This is a genomic window from Novosphingobium pentaromativorans US6-1, assembly GCF_000767465.1.
In the GTDB taxonomy this organism is placed as follows: domain Bacteria; phylum Pseudomonadota; class Alphaproteobacteria; order Sphingomonadales; family Sphingomonadaceae; genus Novosphingobium; species Novosphingobium pentaromativorans.
In genome coordinates this window covers 1,741,379-1,763,925 of the sequence record NZ_CP009291.1, presented here as the reverse complement: position 1 = coordinate 1,763,925, position 22,547 = coordinate 1,741,379, and the positions used below count along the sequence as shown (strand labels likewise).

Here is a 22,547-nt window from a genome sequence, read left to right as displayed (position 1 = left end):
TGTATTTAGTGAAACACGCTTTACACCGGCTCGCGTCTCTTTCAAGTCGGCGCCAAACGATAAGGAGTAGGCTTGCATGCATCCGCAGATTCATGCCGAGGAAGCCGCGGGCAAGAATGCCCTGGTATTCACGGCGACCGGCGATTCCATCAGCTATGCCGAACTTGAACGACGAGCCAATCGCTTCGCTCATGGCTTGCGCTCGCTGGGAATGGCCAGCGGCGATACCATCGCCATTGTCTGCGACAATCGGCCTGAATATCTCGATCTCTATTGGGCGGCGCAGCGCGCGGGCCTCGTCCTGGTCCCTGTGTCCTCTCGTCTCAAGCCGGACGAGATCGCTTACATCGTCAACGATAGCGCAGCGAAAACGGTGGTGGTTGGCGACACCCTTGCGGCGACCGCCAGGGGGCTTCGGGCGATCGAGGCGCAGATGCCCGGCCTGGCGGCCTTGGTGACGCTTGGCCCCGTCGAAGGCTTTCGCGATCTTGCCGAAATCGCCGCGCATTTGCCCGGTACGCGCATTGCGGACGAAGGGGCCGGCGGACGCATGACCTATTCTTCCGGCACGACCGGTCGGCCCAAGGGTATTCGCTTCCCGCCACCGGGTGGATCGCCGATCGTTCCCAATCCGGCGGCGCAGATGTTCTCGCGCTACTATGGTTTCAATCGGGAGACCGTCTATTTATCGCCCGCGCCGCTTTATCATTCTGCGCCGCTGGCAGCGACAACCGGGGTGCAGGCGCTGGGCGGATGCGTGGTGCTGATGCCGAAATTCGAACCCGAGGCCTTCCTTGCGGCCATCGAGCGTCACCATGTCACGGCTGTGCAGGTTGTGCCGACCATGTTTATCCGCTTGCTGGCGCTACCGGAGGAGGTGCGTACACGGTACGATCTGTCGTCACTCAAAACGGTGATCCATGCGGCCGCGCCGTGTCCCGTGCCGGTCAAGCAGGCGATGATCGACTGGCTGGGTCCTATCCTCATGGAGTTCTATGCGGGATCGGAAGGCAACGGCCATGTGCGTATCACCAGTGAGGAATGGTTGCGCAAGCCCGGATCCGTCGGTCGTCCTGTGATGGGGTCGATTCATATCTGCGATGACGATGGACATGAATTGCCGGTGGGTGAGATCGGCACGATCTATTTTTCCGGTGCCTATAACTTCTCGTACCATAACGATCCGGAGAAGACTGCCGCCTCGCGCAATCCGCTCAATCCGGACTGGTCGACGATGGGCGACGTCGGGCGGTTGGACGATGAGGGTTTCCTGTATCTTTCCGACCGGAAGGATTTCATGATCATATCGGGCGGCGTCAACATCTACCCTCAGGAGGTCGAGAATCTGCTCATCACTCATCCCGCGGTGGAGGATGTGGCGGTTATCGGCGTGCCCAATCCCGATTTTGGCGAGGAAGTGAAGGCCGTCGTGCAGGCCAAGTCCTCTGCGCAGCCGGGCGACGCATTGGCAAGCGAGCTGATCGAATGGTGCCGGGAGCGGCTTGCCGACGTGAAATGCCCGCGATCGATCGACTTTGATCCCGCTCTGCCGCGCACCGATACAGGCAAGCTCATGAAGAAGGAGGTGAAGGCGCGCTATTGGCCGGCAGAGTGACGCCCGCAAGACCTTCCTCGCCCGCCAATCGGGCGAGCGGGGCGCAGATCATTGAAAAGTTTGAGGAGCAAGCGTGATGGATATGCAGGGATATTTCGAACAGTTCGGGCCGGTCGAGTCCGCAGCGACTACCAAGTTTCAGCAGGTCGTGGGCAAGCGGCTCAGTCAGGCATGGGCCACGATCCCGCATGTCACGCATCATGACGATATCGACGTGACGGCACTGGAAGCGCATCGCAAGGCCTTGAGCGAGGCGGGCACCAGGATTTCGCCGCTGATCTTCCTGGTGAAGGCGCTGGCGTCGGGCCTCAAGGCCTTTCCCGACTTCAACGCCTCATTGTCGGAAGACGGCAAGACGCTTTATCGCAAGCAATATTGTCATGTCGGCATTGCCGTCGACGGTCCCCTCGGCCTGCTTGTTCCCGTCCTGCGCGATGCCGACACACGCGCAATTCAGGATCTGGCGAATGAACTCAAGTCGGTGAGCCAGACAGCGCGCGAAAAGGGCCTGCCGATGAGCGCGATGGAAGGCGGTTCGATGACGATCTCGTCGCTGGGCGGGATCGGCGGAACCGCATTTACGCCGATCGTGAACCCTCCGGAAGTTGCGATCCTCGGTGTTACGAAGACGCGCATCGCCCCCGTCTGGAACGGTGAGGCATTCGAGCCGCGCTCGCTGATGCCCTTGTCGCTGAGCTACGATCACCGAGTGATCAACGGCGCCGATGCGGCACGTTTCTTGCGGCATATCGCCGATGTGCTGGCACACCCCCAGGATCTCTGATCTCGCGCTCGATTGCCCTGAGGTTGCAGTCGACGAGGTCGCGAGCAGACTGGTCGCCTTTCGGGGGCAGTAAACCCACTGAAACCGGAATCCCTGGCGTCGTTCTTGCGCAGGAGCGTTGCCGGGGCTCTTCGCGTTCGCATTGTCGAACAGGAGCGGGGCGCACTGCTGGCATAGTCGGGTTTCGATCATGTTGGACCGACATTTTCCCGGCATGACGTTGCTGGAAGTTGCGGGAGGCGCGATCTTGCCGCGAGCGTGAGGCCAGCCATGAGGCGGCAATCGTGCTGGCCTGATAGGTCCACATACGTGCCACGATTGGCGAAATTTCGCCACTGTGGATGGAGGCCCGAGCCGGACTCTCCTAATCGAGGTATTTCAGGTGGATGCATTGTCTAACCATCCCGAAATGCCAATTGAACTTCTGCGGCATCCCATGCCGGATGTCTAACCGCTGGGTGGCCAATTTCTACCCAATCTTTGAGCATTCCGATAGCGGTATTCTCCTAAGCTGCGGACCGTTCAGAACGGCAACTGACGACCAGACCCGGTCGTTCCCATCAACCATCATGAAGGACCGTTCACGCCAAAACCTGCCGTTGGTGTGGCTCTCAGCACCCGGACAGAAGCCACGAACATCTCGGCCATACACTCGCTCAAATAAAGCCGCCGGAAGCTGCCGTTTATTCATTGCTAAGCCAAAGACGATAGCGATCTCGACATTCCTCCAATGTACCGGCTGGTTTGGGCAAAGCTTCGTCAAGCGGGGCAGGTGCGATTGCACCCACCCCGCCGAGGATTTGCCCGATGATTGGGGCTTAGGCCGCCTTGTCTTCAGTCAGCTGCGGCGTGTCGTCGTTGACATGCTCGCGGCTTCCGATGGCGATCTTGCGCGGCTTGAGCGATTCAGGGACGATCCGCTGGAGCGAGATCGTCAACATGCCGTGCTCATAATCCGCATCGCGCACTTCGACATAGTCGGCCAGCTGGAACCGCCGCTCGAACGCGCGGGCAGCGATACCGCGGTGAACGAATTCAACACCGTCTTCGTCCTTCTCGGTCTTCTGACCGGAGATGACGAGCTGGTTCTGCTGTGCAGTGATGTCGATTTCGTCCGGACGGAAGCCGGCAACCGCCAGAGTGATCCGGTAGCTGTCCTCGCCGGTGCGAACGATGTCGAAGGGTGGGTAGCCATCCTGCGTCTCGGCGCGGAAGCTGTTCTCGAGCGCATCGAAGAGCCGATCGAAACCGACCGTCGAGCGGCGATAGGGGGTCAAATCAAATGCAGTTCTCATTTCCAAATCCTCCTTGTTGAGCAATCTGGGCGTGAGAGGCGCCGGGAACCAAGAGCCGACGCCCTCTGTCCAACCGGACCCGTTATGGCATCCGGCATTGATAAAATTATGAAACGCGCAATTGGTTTCAAGACCTATTAAAAATTTTTATGGGTTTGTTTTCAGCGCCTTGCAAGAGAACACCAGGCGCACCGATGGAGGTGCGCCTAGCCTTCTTCCAGGAGACAATTTGATAGGATCAAGTCCGTTTACGCGGTCAGCCGATCGCTGCTCGCGTGACTGGAAGCCCAGTTTTGCATCTGGTCCTTGACCGCCAGTTTGAGCTTCTTCAGCCGGGCAATCATAACTTCGTCAGGCCGGGGTCGTTTGCTTTCCAGCCGGATTTCATCCTCCAGCCGTGCATGTTCGCGTGAAAGATACTCCAGATACCTGTCGGCCATAGACTTCTCCTCTCTCATTCGACCGATTGATCCGTTAAGCCCCGTTCAGAACCTGCCCGGTGTCAGGCCGCGTGAGCAGGTGCCGAACTGGCATTGCTAACTGCCTGGTGTTCGCGGATTGGAGAGCGCGGTGCGATACCCGCGCTCTCCTCTCGCGATTAAAAGTCCATCGCCGGCATCGGTGCTGGCGTGTCTTCCTTCGGCAGCTCAGCCACCAAAGCCTCGGTGGTGATCAGCAGCGAGGCAACCGAAGCCGCATCCTGCAACGCCGTGCGTACGACCTTTGCCGGATCGATGACGCCTGACTTCACAAGGTCTTCGTATTCGCCGGTCGCGGCGTTGAAGCCGTGGTTGTAATCGTCGCCTTCGAGCAGCTTGCCGACGATATAGGCACCGTCCTCGCCTGCGTTCTCGGCGATCTGGCGAGCCGGTGCTCGCAGCGCGCGGCGCACGATGTCGATACCCGACTGCTGGTCGTCATTGGCGGCCTTGAGCCCTTCGAGCGACTTGAGCGCACGCAGCAGGGCGATACCACCACCCGGCAGGATGCCTTCCTCGACAGCGGCACGGGTCGCGTGCAGCGCATCGTCGACGCGGTCCTTGCGCTCCTTGACCTCGACCTCGGTGGCACCACCGACACGGATGACGGCGACGCCGCCAGCAAGCTTGGCTACGCGTTCCTGCAGCTTTTCGCGGTCGTAGTCGCTGGTCGTGGTCTCGATCTGGGCACGGACCTGGCTGACCCGGGCGTCGATGTCGGCCTTGTTGCCGGCACCATCGACGATGGTAGTGTTGTCCTTGTCGATCATGACCTTCTTGGCCCGGCCGAGCATGCCGATCGTGACGTTCTCGAGCTTCGTACCAAGTTCCTCGCTGACCACATTGCCGGCGGTAAGGATGGCAATATCCTCCAGCATGGCTTTGCGGCGATCGCCGAAGCCGGGTGCCTTGACCGCCGCGACCTTCAGGCCACCGCGCAACTTGTTGACCACAAGGGTAGCAAGGGCTTCGCCTTCGACGTCCTCCGCGATGATCAGCAACGGCTTGCCCGACTGCACGACCTGTTCGAGCAGCGGGATCAGCGCCTGCAGGTTCGACAGCTTCTTCTCGTGAATGAGGATGTACGGATCCTCGAGTTCCACCTTCAGCTTTTCGGCATTGGTCACGAAATAGGGCGAGAGGTAGCCGCGGTCGAACTGCATGCCCTCGACCGTTTCGAGCTCTGTCTCGAAGCTCTTGGCTTCCTCGACCGTGATCACGCCTTCATTGCCCACCTTCTCCATCGCTTCGGCAAGGATGCGGCCGACGGTTTCGTCGCCATTGGCGGAAATGGTTGCGACCTGCGCGATCTCGCTGTTGGCCGACACCTTCTTAGCATGGCTTTCAAGGTCCTTGACCACGGTGCCGACGGCGAGATCGATACCGCGCTTCAGGTCCATCGGGTTCATGCCGGCAGCAACCGCCTTGGCACCTTCGCGCACGATGGCTTGGGCCAGAACGGTGGCGGTGGTCGTGCCGTCACCCGCCTTGTCGTTCTGCTTGCTGGCGACTTCGCGCAGCATCTGCGCGCCCATGTTTTCAAACTTGTCCTTGAGTTCGATTTCCTTGGCAACGGTGACGCCATCCTTGGTGATGCGGGGAGCGCCGAAGCTCTTCTCGATCACCACGTTGCGCCCCTTGGGGCCGAGAGTTACCTTGACCGCATTTGCAAGCGTATCCACGCCGCGCAGCATGCGATCACGCGCGTCAGACGCAAACTTTACTTCCTTCGCAGCCATTTTGGCCTGCTCCTTTCTCTTCTTTCGATTGAACTGAAGATTGGGTTGATTGCTTACGCCGCCTTCTTGAGTTCGGCGGTTGTTTCGATGATGCCGAGAATGTCGCTCTCCTTCATGATGAGCAGGTCCTCGCCATCAATCCGCACTTCGGTGCCGGACCACTTGCCGAACAGGGCGCGGTCGCCTGCCTTGACGGCGGGTTCCACCAGCTTCCCGGAATCGTCACGCGCACCAGGGCCCACGGCGACGACTTCGCCTTCCATCGGCTTTTCCTTGGCGGTGTCGGGGATGATAATGCCACCGGCCGTCTTTTCTTCGGCCTCGATGCGGCGAACCAACACGCGATCGTGCAAAGGTCGGAAATGCATGCATAACCTCCATTACAAAGCGAAATGACTTAAAGCGCCTCCCCCGGATGATCGGCAGGAGGCAGTGCGCGATCTAGTTTTGCTGAAAACGGCTTCAAGAGGTCCAAACCAAATTTTTTGGCACTCGCCGATTGCGACTGCCAATGGGCACTTTCCGTACGCCTTATCAGGGTCTTGACGGTCTGAAATGGACTCACAAAATATGGTGAGCGGAGCAATCCGCAGTGAGTGATCAGCGGCAAGGCAGAAAGGAGGATGTTCCTATGTCGCAACCATTCGCGCGCTACCTGCATCCGTTCGATGTAGCGCATCATCCCTCGCTCGAGCCCGAAGTGAAGCGAGCCATGCTGGCTTCCTGGGCGTCCGATCGGCATGCCGTCGAAAATCATCCTGCAATGCGCCAGCCTCCCGAACTCAAAGCTCCGGTTTCCGTTGACGATGTATTCGCGGCACTGCGCTCGCTCGACGGCCCAGACAGCCAGCCCACACTGCAATGACCGACCGCGCTTTCCTGGTTCAACTGGAAGGATACGGGCTGACCACGGCAGAAATCTGCTATTTCATGCCGGATCACCCCTCGCTCCTGCAGATTTATGCCTGGCAGGAATACGATGCAGCACCGGATTTTCCGGTGCTGTTCGATTTCCTCGCGCATTGGCGGCGCGAGATCGAGGCGGAGATAAGGTCAGTCCGAATCGCTCATGAGAAAATGATCCGGCCAGCGAGCTGGCGTTCGGCGGACGGCGTGATCTCGTGGGAGTAGCAGAGCCGGGTGATTGAGCTTGCAGACCCGTATTCATGCTAGTTGCAGTCATACCACCGCCCTGCGTGGCCCGAGGTCAAATGTCGGCTTCTGGCAGGAGCTGACCTTCATCCTACGGCATAGGAAAGGCAGAAAAGTCCCAAGAGCCGGCGGTCGGGACCAGCAAGAACGACCCATTTAAGACTCTCAGCACCCAATTTTTGATCCCCAGCTGCCGACGGTCTGCTATCCCGGCAGGTGTCGACAAGATTAAGACGCTCGCTACTGGCTGCACGGACGTCGCAGTCTGAAATGATGAGTCATTCGGGCTGCCTCAGGCCGCCCGGTCGGAACCGCCGACATAGCCGCCGTTCGATGCCCCGCGCGCGTTCTTCGAAATTCGCCGTTCGTTCGGCGAGGCGGTGCGCCGCCGTGTTCGGCCGACGGTATTCGTCGTGATATGTGTTCGGGTATTCCGCTGGCTGACACGTCGATCCGATGTAGATCGGGAGGTCCCATCCGGCGCGGGCACTGAGAAACATTGCGTTCGTTCGGGCGGCGACACACATGCGAATGACGCGCCGAGGACCTATCACGGTATGCACGTATATTAACACATGGCATGTCGCGGGGGGAGCATTACAAAGGGGGGCGATGAGTACTATTTTCTGGTCTTGGCAAAGTGATCTCGACCCGCGCGTCACTCGCAATATCGTGCGCGACGCCCTCGCGCTGGCAATCGAGGATTTGGATGCCGAACTCGAGGAACGTCACGAGCTTACCTCCGATACGAAGGGTGTCGCCGGCTCGCCGGATATCGTCAGCACCATCCTCGCCAAAATCGAGGCTGCCAAGGTCTTCGTCGGAGACGTCACCCCGATCGCGGTAGCGGCCAACGGCAAGGCGATCGCCAATCCCAACGTTCTGATCGAACTCGGCTATGCGAAGCGCGCAATTGGACTCGAGCGCGTTATCACCGTGTGGAACACGGCCTATCCCGGGGCGACCATCGAGCAGCTCCCGTTCGACATGCGCGGACGGCGGGGGCCGATGAGTTTCCATCTGCCGGAAGGCGCGCCCTCGGCGGACTTGCGAACGGAACGGGACAAGCTCCGGTCCGCGCTGCGCGAGGCCCTGCGAGCATCGATCGCCGTCGCAACGCCGGCGCTGCCTGAGCCCAGCTCACCGGCATGGCAGTACGCTCATCCCGCGGATCCGGCCCTGTGGTTCGATCCCGCCACTCCACTGACGATCAACGAGGATGGCGCGCCCGGCACCAAAGTCCTGACCGAAGGCCCCTACGGCTATGTCCGCATTCGTCCGCGTCATTGGTCGGCGCCGCGCGAGACCGTCCAAGATGGCGTCCGCCCGCGGATCATGGGGCCGACGCAGGGGTATAGCTGGGGTGCCACCAAGGGCGGTTTCATCGTTTACAGCGGTAGTCTGCGGGCATCAGGTGAAAGGCCTCTGACCAATTGTGTGATGCAGTTTCGCAGCACCGGCGAGCTTTGGGGCGTCGACCCTTTCATCGCCGATCGGGAGGATCGGGCCTTGTTCTTCGCCGATGCGCTTATCTCGCATATCAATGACTTCATCGACGAGAACCTACCAGTCCTGCAACGGCAGGGCGCTAAAGGCCCGTTCGATGTCATGATCGGTGCCACCGGCCTCGAAGGGCTGCATTGGATCTCGGACACACGGTGGGGCGGCAAGCCGGTGGCCCTTGAGCCTAGCGCCACGGCCGAGTTCACTTTGGCGGGCTTGGGCGAGGACGAGCGGCTGACTGAGCTCGAAACCGCATGGGGAGAGATCGCCGCAGCCTTTGGCGTGACACAGCCGCCGCGCTCGACCCTCGTCCAGCAGATTAGGGGGTTCTGATGCTGCTATTCACAGATCTGCTCGAGAAAGCGGGGCTCGCCGCCGGGCAGGTCCGTCTGCTCCGCCACCAGACGAAGGCGCCGAACGGCCGCACGCCCTATTTGCTTTGGCGGGACGACCGGCCTTCCTTCGAAGAGTATCAACGGGTGCAGACGATTGGCAACCGCGCCGGGCTCGCGGTGCCCTTCTGGGCGAGCTTCGTGGCTCCGCCGACCGGTGGAACGCTGTTCGCAGGGATCTATACAGCCCGGCGCGTCGGCACGGTCGATGCTTCGTGGATCGATCCGCTCCATCTCGTTCCTGGCATGACTCTCAGCAATGGCGAGCTCGACCTCTATGAGACGGCTCGGGTCGGCGAACTTGAACTCTATATTGGACGGCTGTGGATCGAATGGGGGGCGGGCGCCAGGTCCTGGGTACAGCGTCCGGATCGACAGAATAAGCCAATCGTCGAGCTGACCCGCGCGTTCCGGGAAGATGCGTTTCCGGGATACACGCACTTCATCGCGAACATCTCCGACGTGCAGGGGCTGCCAGCGACCTGGGTCTCTGCCCTACGCGCGGCACGCGGCGTCTATCTCCTCACGTCGGCTAAAACCAGAGAGCAATACGTCGGCTCGGCAACTGGCGACGCCGGCTTTTTCGGCCGCTGGCAGAATTATGCCCAGGACGGACATGGCGGCAATATTGGTCTCAAGAGCAGCGAGCCCAGCGACTATCAGGTCAGCATCCTCGAGGTCAGCGGATCGTCGGCGACCCATGAGGAGATCGTCGCAGTCGAGCAGCTCTGGAAGCACAAGCTCCAGAGCCGCGCGATGGGCCTCAACAGGAATTGACGGGCGCCATGACCGGAGCCTTGACCCCCGATGAACTGGGCGAAGCCGGCGAGAACCTCTTCGCCAAACTGTGCGCCCAGGCTAAGCTGATCTGCAGCCGTACGAGCCGTGATCGGGCAGGCTGGGATTTTCGTGTTGAGTTTCCGATGAAAGGAACGCCGCAGGAAACGCTTGATCAACGCGAGCCGCGCGCATGCATGGTCCAGCTCAAATGCATGGCCGGCGAGAGCGGGGCGGTGCGCGCGCGCCTGTCGGCGATGGAGCGTCTGGCGAAGGACCGGGGGCCGTCCGCTATCGTCGTCTTCCGGATGCGTCCGGACGGGACCGAGCTCATGGGCTATGTCATCCATCTTCTCGGCAAGGAGCTCGCCAAAATCCTACGCCGCTTACGCGTCGCCGAGGCCGAGGGGCGGACGGACATCAACCACATCTGGATGTCCTTCGACTATCGAAAAGGGCGCCGCTTCAAGCCCACTGCCGAAGGGCTGCGCGATGCGCTCGCCGAGATCTGCCCTACAGACGTCGATGGCTACTTCGAGGCCAAGCGCCACCAGCTGGCGACGCTCGGCTATGAGCAGGGCCACGAAGTCGAGGGCGAGGCACTCATCTGGATCGAGGACCAGGACCATTTCCTCAAGATCATCTCCGGACAGGTGCCGCTGAGGCCGGTCCAGCTCCAGGCCTATGATCGTCGCTTCGGGATCCGGGTCCCCTACAAAGGCTCCCTCTTGGAAGGGATGGAGGAATTCCCGATCGATCTGCCGACGATAGGTCCATGCGCGATCATCGTGCGCTCAGGGCCGCTGCTTCCGGCCGCCGTGTTCGACTGTGAGACAGCGATTCCGTTCCCGGTCGAGGGCGGACCGATGCTTGCGATCCGCCATGCCGCCCTCAATCTGCTGTTCTACGAGGGCAGCTTCCACCTCGAAAGCGTCGGCAACTTCAGGGCCGACCACCATGATCTGGCGACCTGGATTCCACTGCTGCGCGGGTTGACCTACCTCGCAAGTGGCAAGGCTACGGTGGAACTGGACTTCAGGGGCATTCGGATACCGGGCATTCCCACGCAAGAGGGATTGGACGGACCCTATCTCGACGATCTTCCGCGCCTGCTGGAGTTCGTCGAGCGGTTCCGACAAGCCCTCGATATCGCTGGCATATCGACATCGGAGTCATTCTCGCTCGAAGACATCTGGGCTGCACCGGCGATGCAGATGTCGCTCGACATGATGTTCAATCCCTCCTCCGCGGCACGCTTTGAGTTCGACGCGATCGGCGGGGTAACCGACGAGGTCCGGCTGGAGGCGATCTACTTCAACACCATAGAGTTTGCCGGATGCGGGATCACGCTCGCCACCAAGGTCATTCTCGAGCAGAAAGGAGAGGAGGCGAGCGCGTTCGCGTCCACCGGGTTCGAGCTGCTGGATGTTCGGCCGGCGGTCATCGATCTGGACGACTATGGAGCCGAAATGGCAACGACCAGCGGCATCAACGTCGTGATCAATCCGAAGAACGTCACGATGATCAGCCGGCCCGCGGAGCGCAAATGACACTCGCGGGGATTAGCTGTCGGACGCGGCAATGCGCGGCGACCGACCTGTGCCACGCCCACATTGTTCCCCCTGCGAATCCACGAATGATCGGTGTTAGCGTAACCGAATGTTTCCAATCGCGCCGCCGATTGGCTGGACTATCCCAACCCCTGCCCCATCGCAACCGACCCTTCTTGGTCATTCAATGACCAAATTGCCTTTCCCAATGTCGGACATTCCAGTGCTGCGATCAGGATGGAGATCTTGTCGGCTATGTTGGACGGCCCGGACAGACACGTCTCGGGGTGTGACTTGCGGATAGCTACCCTTCGATGCCACTATCGCGAATGGCAGATAACCTAATGTCTATTTAACGGTCGGCGGGCACCTCTGCTTGTCATGGACGGTCCAGCTTCATTAATTAATCGGCGAACATAACAATGGCACATACATCCGGCGCCGGCGAACGGGCCGCAAGGCTGGGGCTTAGATATCAGGACCGGGCCTCCGCCCACCTTGCCTATCAGGCAATATTGGATGGTACGCTGACGTTTGTGGCGTTAGCAGATGACCATGCCGGCATGTTCGACGATCTCGTAATCGGCATCGCTGGCAAGGTCATCGGGCATCAGTATAAATCATCGGGCAAGCCCAAGCCTGTGGGCATCACAGGCCTGTTGCTCGGTACGGACAAGGTTATCGCGGACTGCGCCGCGTCCTTCGTCATGCTCGAAAGCGAGTTTCCAGATCGTTTCGTCCAACTCCGTTACGTATCGTCGCACTATCCGACGACATCGGATCGCGGCAAATTTGGAGTACCCCAGCGGGATTCGGCAGACTTCTTTCGCGATAAGGCGCGCCATCCTGATTGGTCGTTGGCCGACTGGCGAGCAAGCGAGTGGAAGCCGCTCATTGAAGCGCTACTTCGGGCGTCTGGCCTGACGGAGCCGGATTTCGAGCGTTTCTTTGGCCGTCTCGAATTCGCGCTCGGGGTATCGGCTAATGCGGAATCTCCCGTCACTCAGGACGCCGCCGCTCGCGCGCAAATCAATGACCTAGCCCATACATTGGGCGACCTTGTCGGACGCAATGATGGCAGGACGCGATGGACGCGTCGCGAACTGCTGGATGCACTCGGTTGGGCCGACCGGTTTCAGCTCCGTTTCGAGCACCGGTTTCCGCTTGGTGCCCATGTACAGAGCAATGAAAAGAGTGAGGCAGAATTAGAAGCGGCGCTGGGCGCGCATGCCTCGGGCTATCTCTGTCTGCTCGGTCCGCCAGGAGCTGGCAAATCTACCTTGCTCGAGCGCTTCGTGCAGCCCAGTCCCGAATGCAATGTTGCGCGCTACCTTGCGTTCGTACCTGGCGAGGCACAGGGGCAAGGTCGCGGTGTCGATGCCAATTTTCTTGATGACCTGAACAGCCAGCTTATTGGCTTCGGATATCAGTCTCAGCGCGCCAAGGACGACACGCTCGAGCAGAAACGCGAGACGTTCGAAAGGCTGCTCGAGCAAGCAGGCAACCAATATGCGGTCGATGGGCAAATGACCGTCATCGTAGTCGACGGCCTCGACCATGTTCCGCGCGAGGAACGGCCCGATGCCAGTTTCCTACGCGCGTTGCCACTTCCGCAGAGCGTCCCCAAGGGCGTCCTCTTCTTGCTAGGTAGCCAGCGGATCGACCTCGCCGATATTCCGCCCGAGGTCCGTGATCAGGCATCGGATGGCGGCCGACGGATCGAGATCGCACCGCTCAGTCGCAATGCTGTGGCGGAGATGGTCATCTCGGTGGGCCTGGATCGCGAGCAGGTCGACCCCGCCGAGGTCTTCGCCGTGAGCCTCGGTCATCCGTTGGTGACGCGCTACCTACTCGGCAAGCTCCTGAGTGCCCGACCTGAGGAGCGCGAGGCTCTGCTGGCTGGCGGTTTTGAATATGATGGCGACCTTGAGAAAGTCTATCGCCAGGCTTGGCGCGAGGCGCAGGGCGCCGGCGCCGATGTCTCGAAGACCCTATTTGTCCTGAGTTTCGCCGATGGTCGGATCGAGCCAGAGTTGCTGGCACAATGGTTGTCGAGCAGCGCGGTCGACAAGGCGTTCACACTTGCCCATCATTTGATCGACCATGGCGGTAGTGCTTGGAGGATTTTTCACAACAGTTTCCGTCTTTTCCTGCGTCAGCAGCGCATCACGCTCTATGGCAAGCCAGACCCGGCGTTCAGTGATCCTGTCATCTATCGGGGCCTGGCTGAACTGGCCGGATCAGCGCCGCAGACAAGCGTGCAGCGCTTCCTTGAATTCCGGTACCGCTTTCTCGCTGGCGATCTCGATCAAGCCGCAGCCTTGGTCAGCCGCCGGTACTTTGTTGGCCAGTTTGTCGATGGTCGACGCAGTTATGAGGTGAGCAACGATATCGGGGATGCCGTGGCCTGTCTCGGCGCCGAGCCCAATCCCGCCGCCTTGTTCGACCTTATGCTCGCTCGTGACGAGATCTGGCGACGCCAGGACGCACTGACCATGGCCGAGCGGATCGTCACGGCCCAGATCGCAGCTGGCGACCTCGACATGGCGGTTGCTCAGCTCGATTCTAATCATGTCGCCGGCGATGAATGGCTTGTTATCGATGCCCTGCTCGACGACGGCCAAGTAGACAGGGCACGTCTGCTGTTCGACAGTGAGAATCCATGGAAATGGTTCGACGAAAGCCACGGCCAAGGCACTAGAGAAGCCATGGAGGCCTGGGCCGAGCTCGCAGTCGTGCTTCTCGAAGACGAACAGATCGAACGGCGCATCCGCCTTCCGATCGGCAAACAGGGCAGTGATAAGGATTCCTTCTCCGGCAGGACGCGGGACGATTACCTCCTCGAGTTGCGCTACCTGCTTGCGCGCGCAATCGTGCGCCACGATCCCGATAGGGCAGTCGCCGAGATTGCGACGCAGCATCGAGTAGACCGAGGCGCCCACCTCACGATCCTTCATCTTGAGAGCGCAGAAGCAAAGATGATTGCATCGCGTACCGAGGAAGCGCTTCAATGCGTGGCCGCGTATGCGACCTTGTCCGAAGGGCAGAATCTGCACGACAGCTGGCATCTGCATGCGGCCCGCATCGCGATTGCTGGCAAGGATCACGAACTTGCGCGACGGTTATTCGCAAGGGCCGCCGTCCCAGACATGACCGGTCTCGAGCACAAGTCGGATGAGGTCGAGAACGCAGTCGACGCCATTCTCGGTTATACGGCGATCGCAGCCCAGCTTGGCGAGGCGCCGGCTCAACCCGCGCTTCCGAAAGAATTTCTGTTCCGCGGAGTGCAAGCCCAAGCAGTGCGGCTAGGCACGTTGATCGGGGAGGTCAGGGCGGAGCGACCCGTTGCGTCTTCGCAGATCGTGACACAAATAAAGGCGTCGCTGGCATTTCTGGCAGGCGCAGTAACCAACCGACACGATGACGTGCTGCTCGGCTATCGCCTCCGGCACGCCGACAAGCCATTATTCGATGCCATCTGCAAGCTGGTCCGACTAGTGCCTGATGCTGCGCCCGGCTTTGCGGCCGAGTTCGATGCATGCCTGCAATTGTCTGTTTGCAGCTTCCGCCAAACCCCGCAAATCCATCGCAGATTCGCCGAAACCATGTTCGCATTCGATGGCGATGCTGCCGCCGCGGTCGGCCGCCTAGAAAGGCCGCATGCCGGACTGGGCCATGCCCGTTCTCCGCAAGAGGCGATCGACTTGCTTTCCGAGCTCGCGATCGCTTTCGGCAATATCGGCTTGCATGAGCGAGCACGCGAGCTGCTGCACATGATGCGGCAACAATCGCTAGGCTGTTACCTCGCGGCGAAGAAGGACGGGCTCTATCAGCTATGGGAAGGGGTGCTCACAGCCGCCAATCGCGCGGATCCGTCCGGTTCGGCCGATCGTGCCTTTCGGATGCTGCGGCTTACGGCCGGTGTCGACGATAGCGATGCGCACGACCAGGCCTGGCGCATGGCAAAATCGGTGCTTGTCGATTCGATCGCAAGTGGCACAGCAGCGGCTTGGGATGCCTATAGGTGGGCAAAGGAATCGGGCGTTTGGCATTGGGATGCCCTGGTCGACGCGGTTACTCGGGGGATTTTGCGACGACGCCCGGATCTTGCGATCCCGCTCGCCATCACTTGGTCAGCGCTCGCGCTTCCCTATTATGAGGAAGTCTATAACAGCCTGACTCGTACCGGGCAGTTCCTGCGTGATCTCGCTGCCGCAGCGCCTCAGGAAACGCTCCCCCCCATCGAGCGAATGATCGTCGCCAGCCTAGAACGCGATGCCAAGCCATCGCAGCGAGCGCAACTCCTCCGGGTCTTCCGGGACGGTTTGGCTGATCGCGACTATACTTCTCCAACGTTGGAACTGGCAATCGACCGTTGGAATGCAGAGCCCGTTCAGGACAAAGATACGCTCCCCGACTACTTCCAACTCAAATCCTTCGAGGATGTCGAGCGCGCGGTTGCTGTGGAGCGCGCCCGACGCAAAGCACAGACCAGTGTCCATTATGGTGATTACGTCAACTCCAAGCTCGGCAAGCGGATAGGCAGGATCATCGCGAAAAAGGCTTGGGAAGAAGTGGAGGCATTCGCCTCGCGAAATCCCGAACTCGTTCGGGACCCGCCGGTGAAGAACGCCCTTGCCAGCGCCGCGCTCGCAGCAGGCAGGCGTGACTATGCCGAAGCGCTGTTCTTACGCGGCACCGAAACTCGCGAAGGGTGGGGCGGCTGGGCAGACAGCAATCTACTTAACCATCATCGAGCGCGGCACCTTCTCAGCTGTCCCGACGCGCATAACCGCGCCCGGGAAGATTTTTTGCGTGACCTTGCCGCAGGCGGCCACGGAACGGGCAGCGCATTATGGGGCGTGGACGAAATCTTTCCGTTGCTGTTCGAGGAAATCGATTGGCCGGCACTTTGGGCGCGGCTTGACGAACAGATCCTTGAATATCGAGACTATCAAAAAGCCGTGGAAATCCCCCGTATCGATTGCGAACAGAGGGACGATCTCGACCTCCTCGTTCTTCTGTTCCTCGACGCAGCGCAGTTCGGCGTTTCCGATCCAATGGAGCAAGCGGCTGCCGGTCTGCTGGAACTCGCTCATGCGGAGTTGAGCGAGGCGAAAGCCCTCTTCTCGCGGACCTGCGAAAAGCTGATCGAGGGCGATGGGCCAACCGCGTTGTTCGGCCTCCGCCTTTTGTTTGAAGCGCGAAGCTGTGATGGCATCTCACAATCATTCATGAACAAGATGGATGGGCTAGTCGAGCATCAGGACGGATGCGTCGCAGTGCTGGCCGAAATATTGAGCGGCATCTGGGGCGGTGCCGCGCAGGTGCCGGAAATCGAGCTGTCGCCGATCTACGCGCTGCAATTGCCGCCGCTCGATTTCGCCACAGGCAGAAGTCTGCGCGATGCGGAGTCGCTGAGCCCGGTCATCGACGATGCCGCTGCTTGGACCGAAGGATTTGAGAGCTGGCTCGAGCTGATTGCGCGCTATTCAGGCGTGCCTACCGCGAACATCCGACACCGCGCCGCACAGCTGATAAACGCTTGGGGCGGTGCCAGCGCCTATGGCGCCAAAGCTACCAAGGAGCTTGAATTGCGGCTTACGCCGCTCGGCCTGCGGCTTCCCTTTACGCGCCCGCATATCGGCGCGTGCATCCAGGCGCTGCACGTGATCGTCGGCGAGCATTGGCGGGCGGGGACCCTCTCCCAAATGGAGTTTGACTTGCTGCTCCATCAACTTGATGGCGGCCCGATCCTCCCACCTCGCACCATTACCTCGTCACGGCCTACGGACAAAGATTGGCCGATACTGCCTGAGGAGCGCTGGAGCGCACGGGCTGAGGACTGGCTGCATGCCGAAAGCATCCAGCGGCCAGCTGCGTCCGAGTTGGTGGTCTGCGAGTGGGCACGCTTCACGGTGCTCGATTCGCGCTCGCTGTTCAGTGAAGATCTGCTCGTTACTCGTGGCATGCGGATCGGTTCCAGCGATGATATTGGCGAGGCGATCGGAGAGCTTCCCAAGGCCTTCTGGACTTGTGGCGGGATAGTCAATGCCGATTCTAAGAAGCCTTCAACGATGGCGAGAAATGTTCGGGTATCCCTTGTTGGCGAGAGATCGGAGATAATGATGTTCGATCCGACGCTCGCGAAGCGTCTGGGCTGGCACCACTCGAGCGACGATCCCTTCTCTTTCTTGGACCAGAACGGAGGCGTCATGGCAACTACGCGTTTCTGGCGCGACGGCTGGCAGCAGGAGATGTCGCACAACAACGCGCGCTGGGCCGAGGGGCAACGTGTTGAGCTAAGCGAGACAGGCCTTGGCCATCTACAAAGCCATGGCAACCTGCCCGAGTTTCAGGTCCTCCGGTGGCGGGGCTTGAGTGCGCACCACACCAAGGAACAGGGCAGTTCCAGTTGGAGAAGCGACGCACCGCGCGTTTAGCTCTGAGGCCTATCCGCGATGAATGGACAACGAGTTTCAACTGGTGCTTTCAGGCGTGGTACGACAGCAATGGCGACGGATACGGGTGAAGGCGCCTGCCTATTCGGCCTTGACGAGAAAGCCCCGAACGGCACGGAGCGCCGCGCCAAAAGCATAGCTTCAGGCGGCGCCCGCTTCGTTCATTCGGTTCACGAGCTCGGTGGCGTAGTCCTCGATCTCGTGACGAAGGAAATGGTCGGTATCGGCGAATAGGTCCGCGAGCCTGTTGTAATAGCGCCGGCGATCGGCAGTGTTGCCGCCATCGAGCAATGCCTGGATCAGCCACCCCCGCATCCGCGACAGTTCACCGCCGTCATCATGGAAGTCGCGGATACTGCGCAAAATTACGTCGTTGAGCGTCTGGGCAACACCACGATCTATGCGATCCGACAATGCGACAGTTGCAAGCACGTCGCCAAGCGTGAGTGCAGCGGCATGCGGAATAGAGCCCGGTGACTCCCGCCGGGGCGGGAATTGCCGATGGACTGAATCTTCGGGGAGGTTCTCGAAGAGCTCGACCCATCCCTTCACGATTTGGGCCAGCTCGTAGAGAAGCCGCGCGGCGCGGACCGGAAATTCGGCTTCTTGGTCGATCCCTTCGCCGCTCGAATCATATCCCGCCTCGAGACGGCGGGCAAAGTGCCGGAGATAGTAGAGCCACATGTGCCCCAACACATTCTGATGCGCGGCCGAGCGCACCATGATGTCGAAAAACACCAGGCCCATGAAGATCGGATCGCGATACCGTTCGTCCTCGAACCAGCTCTGATCCCCGTTCAGCCATGTCCAATAGTCAGGCCGCTCCTCGCCATCGAGGAGTCGTTCGATATAGCCGCCAACGCCCTTCCACGCAGAGAGCTGCTCAGCATGTCGGGCATCTGCGAAGAGGAAGTGGAGCAGCCTGTTCCGGATCGGAAGGGCATAAGCAACCGGACCATCCGTGACGAGGTTCGTCGCGAGCTCATGGTAGAGTGCGCTACCCGGGCTCGCGATCAGGCGAGACAGAAACCGTTCGCTGAAATCAGCCGCCCCGTAGACCTGGTGCCTGATCAGGGCTAGGCCGAAATAGGGACGGCGTTCGGCGACATAGTCGAGCAACTTCGATGAGTTGAACAGCATCTGGAGCATGTCGCTCGCTGCAGATTCGGAGCGCTGACAATGCGGAACGACGCACGCGAGCAGACGGATTGGCCCCGAAGCCCAGGTCGGCCAGGTTTCCGCCGAAAATCGCCGATCCCCTGGCCTGTGTGCCAACGTGGCAAATGAATTCGGGTCAGTGGGGCCGAATTCCTCGAGCCAATCATGCAACCGTTGCTGCCAGCAGCGCCTTCGGCTCGCTCGCGCCAGGAGATCCATTCTCGGCTCGAGCAGCTTGAGCGCATCCCCGAATTGTTCTTCGTCGAGAAGCTCCTGGGCGAGCTGCGTGAATGTTGGAACATTCCCGAGGGACGGGCGTGAACGATTGTGGATCACAACCGCAAGAACCAGCCACCCGAACGCAACCAGGAACGCGACTTTCCGCGACGCGCCGACCTCGCCTTCTGGCAGAACAAGCCATCGACAGAAACCGCCGAACATGGATGGGCAGACGGGCGGCCGCACCTCATAGAGCTCCAACGCGAGGATGATTCCGACCGCGACGATCCCTAGCAGGGCTTGGCTCTTCCATGCGAGCCCGAGCCGTAGGCGCTGGACCTCAGGCAGCACGGCATAGATTGCCGCCAGTAACGCCAGCACCGTCAAAAAACCGTCCAAAGTCATCTGCTCGCCTCACCCCAAGGGTCACGTCATTTCGCGTTGATAACGTCTGACCGCCACCGCTGCCGAATCAAGCGCGAGCCGGATCGATTCGCGGTTTCGAACATCGCCTGTAGCAACGGTCAGCGTTCATCAACGCTTGCCCCCGGGAACGTCCACATCCTCAGATATTCACCCCGGAGCCGACAGTCGTGAATGTCCCAGATTTTCCCTTTCCAGTTCGTCGAGACTCACGTGAATGTAGGGCGGCTTCGACAAGCTTGTCCGGGCCTGGGAACGCCCCTCTGCCGGCTTGAGTCGTCAATTCGCTTCATGCGTCGCGGCGAAGCTGCCTCAATTCAGGCCGCAGCACTTCTTGTACTTTTTCCCTGATCCGCAAGGGCATGGATCGTTGCGCCCGACTTTTCCTTGCCGAGGTGACGACGGTCGGCTTGGATCATTCTCCAATCGCCATGCGTGAAGTGTTTCAACCCAAATCGGAATGAGGTCAGGTGCCTCGCGAGTCCACTGCTCAACTTTGCCGTGGGACAATTGCGCCTCGCCATTTGCGATCACATGAAGCTTCGCCATACCCTTGAGCGCCGCCTTGCACCCGGCGTCGCCGCTGACGGCGATGCGCTCCCATCCGTCAGGGGCCAAGTCCATCGCTTGCATGAAACCCTCGACCCACAACTCCCAGAGAACGTCGTCATTGCGGGTGTCGATATCGAACAACGGTTCATAGCAACCCGGTTGGGCGAGCGAAGCCAGAACGTCGTTGTAATGCCGCATGATCAGATCGATGATGTGTTGGAAATCCTCCATCTTCTCGAAATGCGGCAAGCCGGCGCCGTCATCTCCGGCCCAGATGTGCTTCAGCCAGACGCCCGGCGGAACCAGATCCGGGCTGACCAATATGCCGGCGAGGTAGCCGTCGAGTTGGGTAAGCAACATCCAGTCCTCGCCCTGATCGAGAAGCAATTGATCGAGTTCATCGAGGTAGGAGGCAAGTTCACTCATGTGGCTGGCTCCCTATCCCAATCCACGGCTGAGCGTCCAGATTCCCGTTCTGGATTCGGGAAAACCACCGGCAGTCCCAGCCGATCATCACGTGAAGATGTGTCGCTTACCGGCGCGCGGCTGTTCTCGACAGTGGACCGGTCGTATCGTAGATTTACCTGACCTGCCAATTCCTCGACTGAATACCAATGTCGATGGTGCAGCAATTGATGGAACAGCCCAAACACCGCAACAGCCTTGGCTATGTGATCATGAAGCGCGGCATCGGCGTGGGGTCCGAGGACGCCATGATCGTCTGGGGCATCAAGCCGGACGGTACCCGCCTGTTCATTGACGAGGCGCGGAGAGGGGGCGCGGATCGCCTGAAATGCGAATGCGGGGCAGACCTGATCGCACGCAAAGGCAATCTGCGTGCCCACCATTTTGCCCACGCTTCAGGGGCAGCCGAGGGCTGCAAGGAAGCGCACCTTAATGCCCTGAGCAAATTTGCGGCTGATGCGCTGAAACGATTGAGCAAAGTCAGAATTCCCCGAATTCCCGGCAAGGCTCAGATTACCGTGTTTGCTGAGGCAATACCGGAGGTGTTCGGCGGCTTTGCCGGTGTCCGGATCGTCCGAGGCTCAGGCGATATTCGGCGTGAGCTTTGCATCTTGTTTACGATAAAGCGCGCTAAATCTCCGCCCCGCAAAGAAACGTTCGAACAGGCAGGCATCTCCGCGATGGCTGTCGACCTCTCTCCGTTTCGCAATTCGCCCGACGGGCGGATCGCAGATGCCATCGCGTTCGCGGCAGACAGATCGTGGTTGTACAATTCCCGGAACCCGGCGGTTGAGACCGCTTTACCCACCGATCCAGGCCGCCGGTCAGAGCTTTCGCGTCGAACTCGGGGGCATGAAGACGGCCGTCCTCCCACCCTTCATATGCAGGACGTCGAAAGTCTGGCCGCTGCCGCAGGGGATCAAGCCGCTTCCAGTATGGATCAGACGAGACCGGGCAGTAGTGACCATCAGGTAGATTGGAGCAGTCTGTCTCCCGCCGAACTGAAGAAAAGGCTTTTCGGCGACAGGTTTGGAGACTGACTTTACCGTGAGCCCTATCCCCCGCTGCGTTCGCCATCTCAAGGAGATTTGTCGTTATTTGCCGAGAAGGTTGAGCAAATTAGCTCGGTTGAGCGGGTCGCTGCGGCGTTCGAGTTCTTCGGCAGCGGCGAGCGCCATGGCGCGATAGGTGGGGAGCAATTCGGGGCAATCGCCTTCCAGTGTCGCGAGGTGGCGGCGGATGGTCTCCGTATCTCCGCGCAGTACCGGTCCCGACAGCGCGTCAAATCCATTGGCGATGCTGTTTTCCAGGGCTGCCCGTGCCAGTGGCGTAAGCAGACCTGCAGGATCTTCTACACCTGCGGCGCGCAGAGCATGGGACGCACCGGCGAACAAGGTAACGAGATGGTTCGCGGCGTGGCACAGCGCGGCATGATAAAGAGCGCGATAAGCTTCCGGGACCTCGACGGAAATTCCGCCCAGCGCTTCCACGATGGATTGCGCAAGTTGGGAGCTTTCCGCGCTTGATCCGGTGACGGCAAAGCGCGAGCCGGCCATGCGTTCCAACTCAAGTTTCGGGTCGCCCGTGAATGTCATGGCAGGATGGATTGCCGCGGTCTTCGCGCCCATTTGGCGCAGAGGTTCAAGCACCGCTGTCCCGCTTCCGCCGCTGACGTGGAAGACGAGCGGAGCTCGGCTCAGCGCCCCGGCCTCGCTGATTGCGCGAACGATCTCCGGGATGGCATCATCGGCAACCGCAATGGCAACGACGTCGCAGGCATCCACGATGTCGGAGAGTGAACTGACAGCCCGGGCATGGGCAAGATGTCCAACCGCCTCGCGGCACTTCGCAGGTGCGCGTCCCCATACCATGAGGGGCGCCGATGAATGGTTTTGCAGACCGAGCGCAAGTGCTCGCGCGACCCTGCCGGTTCCGACGATCCCGACCTGACTGAAAGATAGTGTGTTCACGGCTTCCTGCTAC

At 60.3% G+C, this 22,547-nt stretch carries 16 protein-coding genes; 9 read left to right on the top strand and 7 right to left on the bottom strand.

Features of this window, described 5'->3' with window-relative positions:
• The first annotated feature begins 76 nt into the window (after positions 1–76).
• Both JI59_RS08105 and JI59_RS08100 read left to right on the top strand, forming a co-directional pair.
• A complete protein-coding gene (locus JI59_RS08105) occupies positions 77–1,615 on the top strand; it encodes an acyl-CoA synthetase (protein WP_007013254.1) in 1,539 nt (512 codons plus the stop codon).
• 76 nt (positions 1,616–1,691) lie between these two features.
• Positions 1,692–2,399 (top strand): 2-oxo acid dehydrogenase subunit E2, encoded by a 708-nt coding sequence (locus JI59_RS08100; RefSeq protein ID WP_052117859.1) that lies wholly within the window; start codon positions 1,692–1,694, stop codon positions 2,397–2,399.
• Positions 2,400–3,217: 818 nt separating this feature from the next.
• On the opposite strand, the gene JI59_RS08095 is transcribed toward JI59_RS08100, so the two are convergent.
• The 4 genes from JI59_RS08095 to JI59_RS08080 all read right to left on the bottom strand — a co-directional run bounded on the left by JI59_RS08095 (position 3,218) and on the right by JI59_RS08080 (position 6,280).
• Entirely contained in the window at positions 3,218–3,694 is a 477-nt protein-coding gene (locus JI59_RS08095; RefSeq protein WP_174523909.1) for an Hsp20 family protein, read from the bottom strand.
• Between the two features lie 248 nt (positions 3,695–3,942).
• Positions 3,943–4,134: a YdcH family protein gene (locus JI59_RS08090; protein WP_007013257.1), complete on the bottom strand. Its 192-nt coding sequence runs from the start codon at positions 4,132–4,134 to the stop codon at positions 3,943–3,945.
• A gap of 158 nt (positions 4,135–4,292) precedes the next feature.
• The gene (groL, locus tag JI59_RS08085) at positions 4,293–5,912 is read right to left on the bottom strand and encodes a chaperonin GroEL (protein WP_007013258.1); all 1,620 of its coding nucleotides are present in this window, start codon (positions 5,910–5,912) and stop codon (positions 4,293–4,295) included.
• A gap of 53 nt (positions 5,913–5,965) precedes the next feature.
• Complete coding sequence (locus JI59_RS08080; protein ID WP_038575804.1) at positions 5,966–6,280, bottom strand: co-chaperone GroES; 315 nt, start codon at positions 6,278–6,280, stop codon at positions 5,966–5,968.
• Positions 6,281–6,543: 263 nt separating this feature from the next.
• Here JI59_RS08080 and JI59_RS08075 point away from each other — a divergent pair, with 263 nt between their 5' ends.
• The 6 genes from JI59_RS08075 to JI59_RS08045 all read left to right on the top strand — a co-directional run bounded on the left by JI59_RS08075 (position 6,544) and on the right by JI59_RS08045 (position 17,729).
• Positions 6,544–6,777 (top strand): hypothetical protein, encoded by a 234-nt coding sequence (locus JI59_RS08075; protein ID WP_007013260.1) that lies wholly within the window; start codon positions 6,544–6,546, stop codon positions 6,775–6,777.
• Positions 6,774–7,043, top strand: coding sequence for an usg protein (locus tag JI59_RS08070; RefSeq protein WP_007013261.1), 270 nt, complete (start codon positions 6,774–6,776; stop codon positions 7,041–7,043). Before JI59_RS08075 ends, JI59_RS08070 begins: the two co-directional genes overlap by 4 nt.
• A 633-nt stretch (positions 7,044–7,676) precedes the next feature.
• The gene (locus JI59_RS08060) at positions 7,677–8,900 is read left to right on the top strand and encodes a hypothetical protein (protein WP_007013262.1); all 1,224 of its coding nucleotides are present in this window, start codon (positions 7,677–7,679) and stop codon (positions 8,898–8,900) included.
• Positions 8,900–9,736 (top strand): GIY-YIG nuclease family protein, encoded by an 837-nt coding sequence (locus JI59_RS08055; RefSeq protein ID WP_007013263.1) that lies wholly within the window; start codon positions 8,900–8,902, stop codon positions 9,734–9,736. The genes JI59_RS08060 and JI59_RS08055 overlap by 1 nt, the downstream gene beginning before the upstream one ends.
• 8 nt (positions 9,737–9,744) lie before the next feature.
• Complete coding sequence (locus JI59_RS08050) at positions 9,745–11,286, top strand: hypothetical protein (RefSeq protein WP_007013264.1); 1,542 nt, start codon at positions 9,745–9,747, stop codon at positions 11,284–11,286.
• A 422-nt stretch (positions 11,287–11,708) separates the two neighbouring features.
• Positions 11,709–17,729, top strand: coding sequence for an AAA family ATPase (locus JI59_RS08045; RefSeq protein WP_138921368.1), 6,021 nt, complete (start codon positions 11,709–11,711; stop codon positions 17,727–17,729).
• 159 nt (positions 17,730–17,888) lie between these two features.
• Here the strand turns inward: JI59_RS08045 and JI59_RS08040 are convergent, their stop codons facing one another.
• Both JI59_RS08040 and JI59_RS08035 read right to left on the bottom strand, forming a co-directional pair.
• Entirely contained in the window at positions 17,889–19,529 is a 1,641-nt protein-coding gene (locus JI59_RS08040) for a hypothetical protein (protein WP_038575799.1), read from the bottom strand.
• Between the two features lie 330 nt (positions 19,530–19,859).
• Complete coding sequence (locus JI59_RS08035; protein ID WP_007013269.1) at positions 19,860–20,525, bottom strand: UPF0149 family protein; 666 nt, start codon at positions 20,523–20,525, stop codon at positions 19,860–19,862.
• A gap of 209 nt (positions 20,526–20,734) precedes the next feature.
• Between JI59_RS08035 and JI59_RS08030 the strand changes: the two genes are divergently transcribed.
• Positions 20,735–21,604 carry a competence protein CoiA family protein gene (locus JI59_RS08030; RefSeq protein WP_203226091.1) on the top strand — a complete coding sequence of 290 codons (870 nt, stop codon included), beginning with the start codon at positions 20,735–20,737 and terminating at the stop codon, positions 21,602–21,604.
• 54 nt (positions 21,605–21,658) lie between these two features.
• Here JI59_RS08030 and JI59_RS08025 read toward each other — a convergent pair whose 3' ends face one another.
• A complete protein-coding gene (locus JI59_RS08025) occupies positions 21,659–22,534 on the bottom strand; it encodes a Rossmann-like and DUF2520 domain-containing protein (RefSeq protein ID WP_038575797.1) in 876 nt (291 codons plus the stop codon).
• Positions 22,535–22,547: the final 13 nt, after the last annotated feature.

Bases quoted from the DNA above. Each gene is read 5' to 3' on its own strand.
- JI59_RS08105 (WP_007013254.1), top strand. From the start codon at position 77: ATGCATCCGCAGATTCATGCCGAGGAAGCCGCGGGCAAGAATGCCCTG.
- JI59_RS08100 (WP_052117859.1), top strand. From the start codon at position 1,692: ATGGATATGCAGGGATATTTCGAACAGTTCGGGCCGGTCGAGTCCGCA.
- JI59_RS08095 (WP_174523909.1), bottom strand. From the start codon at position 3,694: ATGAGAACTGCATTTGATTTGACCCCCTATCGCCGCTCGACGGTCGGT.
- JI59_RS08090 (WP_007013257.1), bottom strand. From the start codon at position 4,134: ATGGCCGACAGGTATCTGGAGTATCTTTCACGCGAACATGCACGGCTG.
- groL (WP_007013258.1), bottom strand. From the start codon at position 5,912: ATGGCTGCGAAGGAAGTAAAGTTTGCGTCTGACGCGCGTGATCGCATG.
- JI59_RS08080 (WP_038575804.1), bottom strand. From the start codon at position 6,280: ATGCATTTCCGACCTTTGCACGATCGCGTGTTGGTTCGCCGCATCGAG.
- JI59_RS08075 (WP_007013260.1), top strand. From the start codon at position 6,544: ATGTCGCAACCATTCGCGCGCTACCTGCATCCGTTCGATGTAGCGCAT.
- JI59_RS08070 (WP_007013261.1), top strand. From the start codon at position 6,774: ATGACCGACCGCGCTTTCCTGGTTCAACTGGAAGGATACGGGCTGACC.
- JI59_RS08060 (WP_007013262.1), top strand. From the start codon at position 7,677: ATGAGTACTATTTTCTGGTCTTGGCAAAGTGATCTCGACCCGCGCGTC.
- JI59_RS08055 (WP_007013263.1), top strand. From the start codon at position 8,900: ATGCTGCTATTCACAGATCTGCTCGAGAAAGCGGGGCTCGCCGCCGGG.
- JI59_RS08050 (WP_007013264.1), top strand. From the start codon at position 9,745: ATGACCGGAGCCTTGACCCCCGATGAACTGGGCGAAGCCGGCGAGAAC.
- JI59_RS08045 (WP_138921368.1), top strand. From the start codon at position 11,709: ATGGCACATACATCCGGCGCCGGCGAACGGGCCGCAAGGCTGGGGCTT.
- JI59_RS08040 (WP_038575799.1), bottom strand. From the start codon at position 19,529: ATGACTTTGGACGGTTTTTTGACGGTGCTGGCGTTACTGGCGGCAATC.
- JI59_RS08035 (WP_007013269.1), bottom strand. From the start codon at position 20,525: ATGAGTGAACTTGCCTCCTACCTCGATGAACTCGATCAATTGCTTCTC.
- JI59_RS08030 (WP_203226091.1), top strand. From the start codon at position 20,735: ATGGAACAGCCCAAACACCGCAACAGCCTTGGCTATGTGATCATGAAG.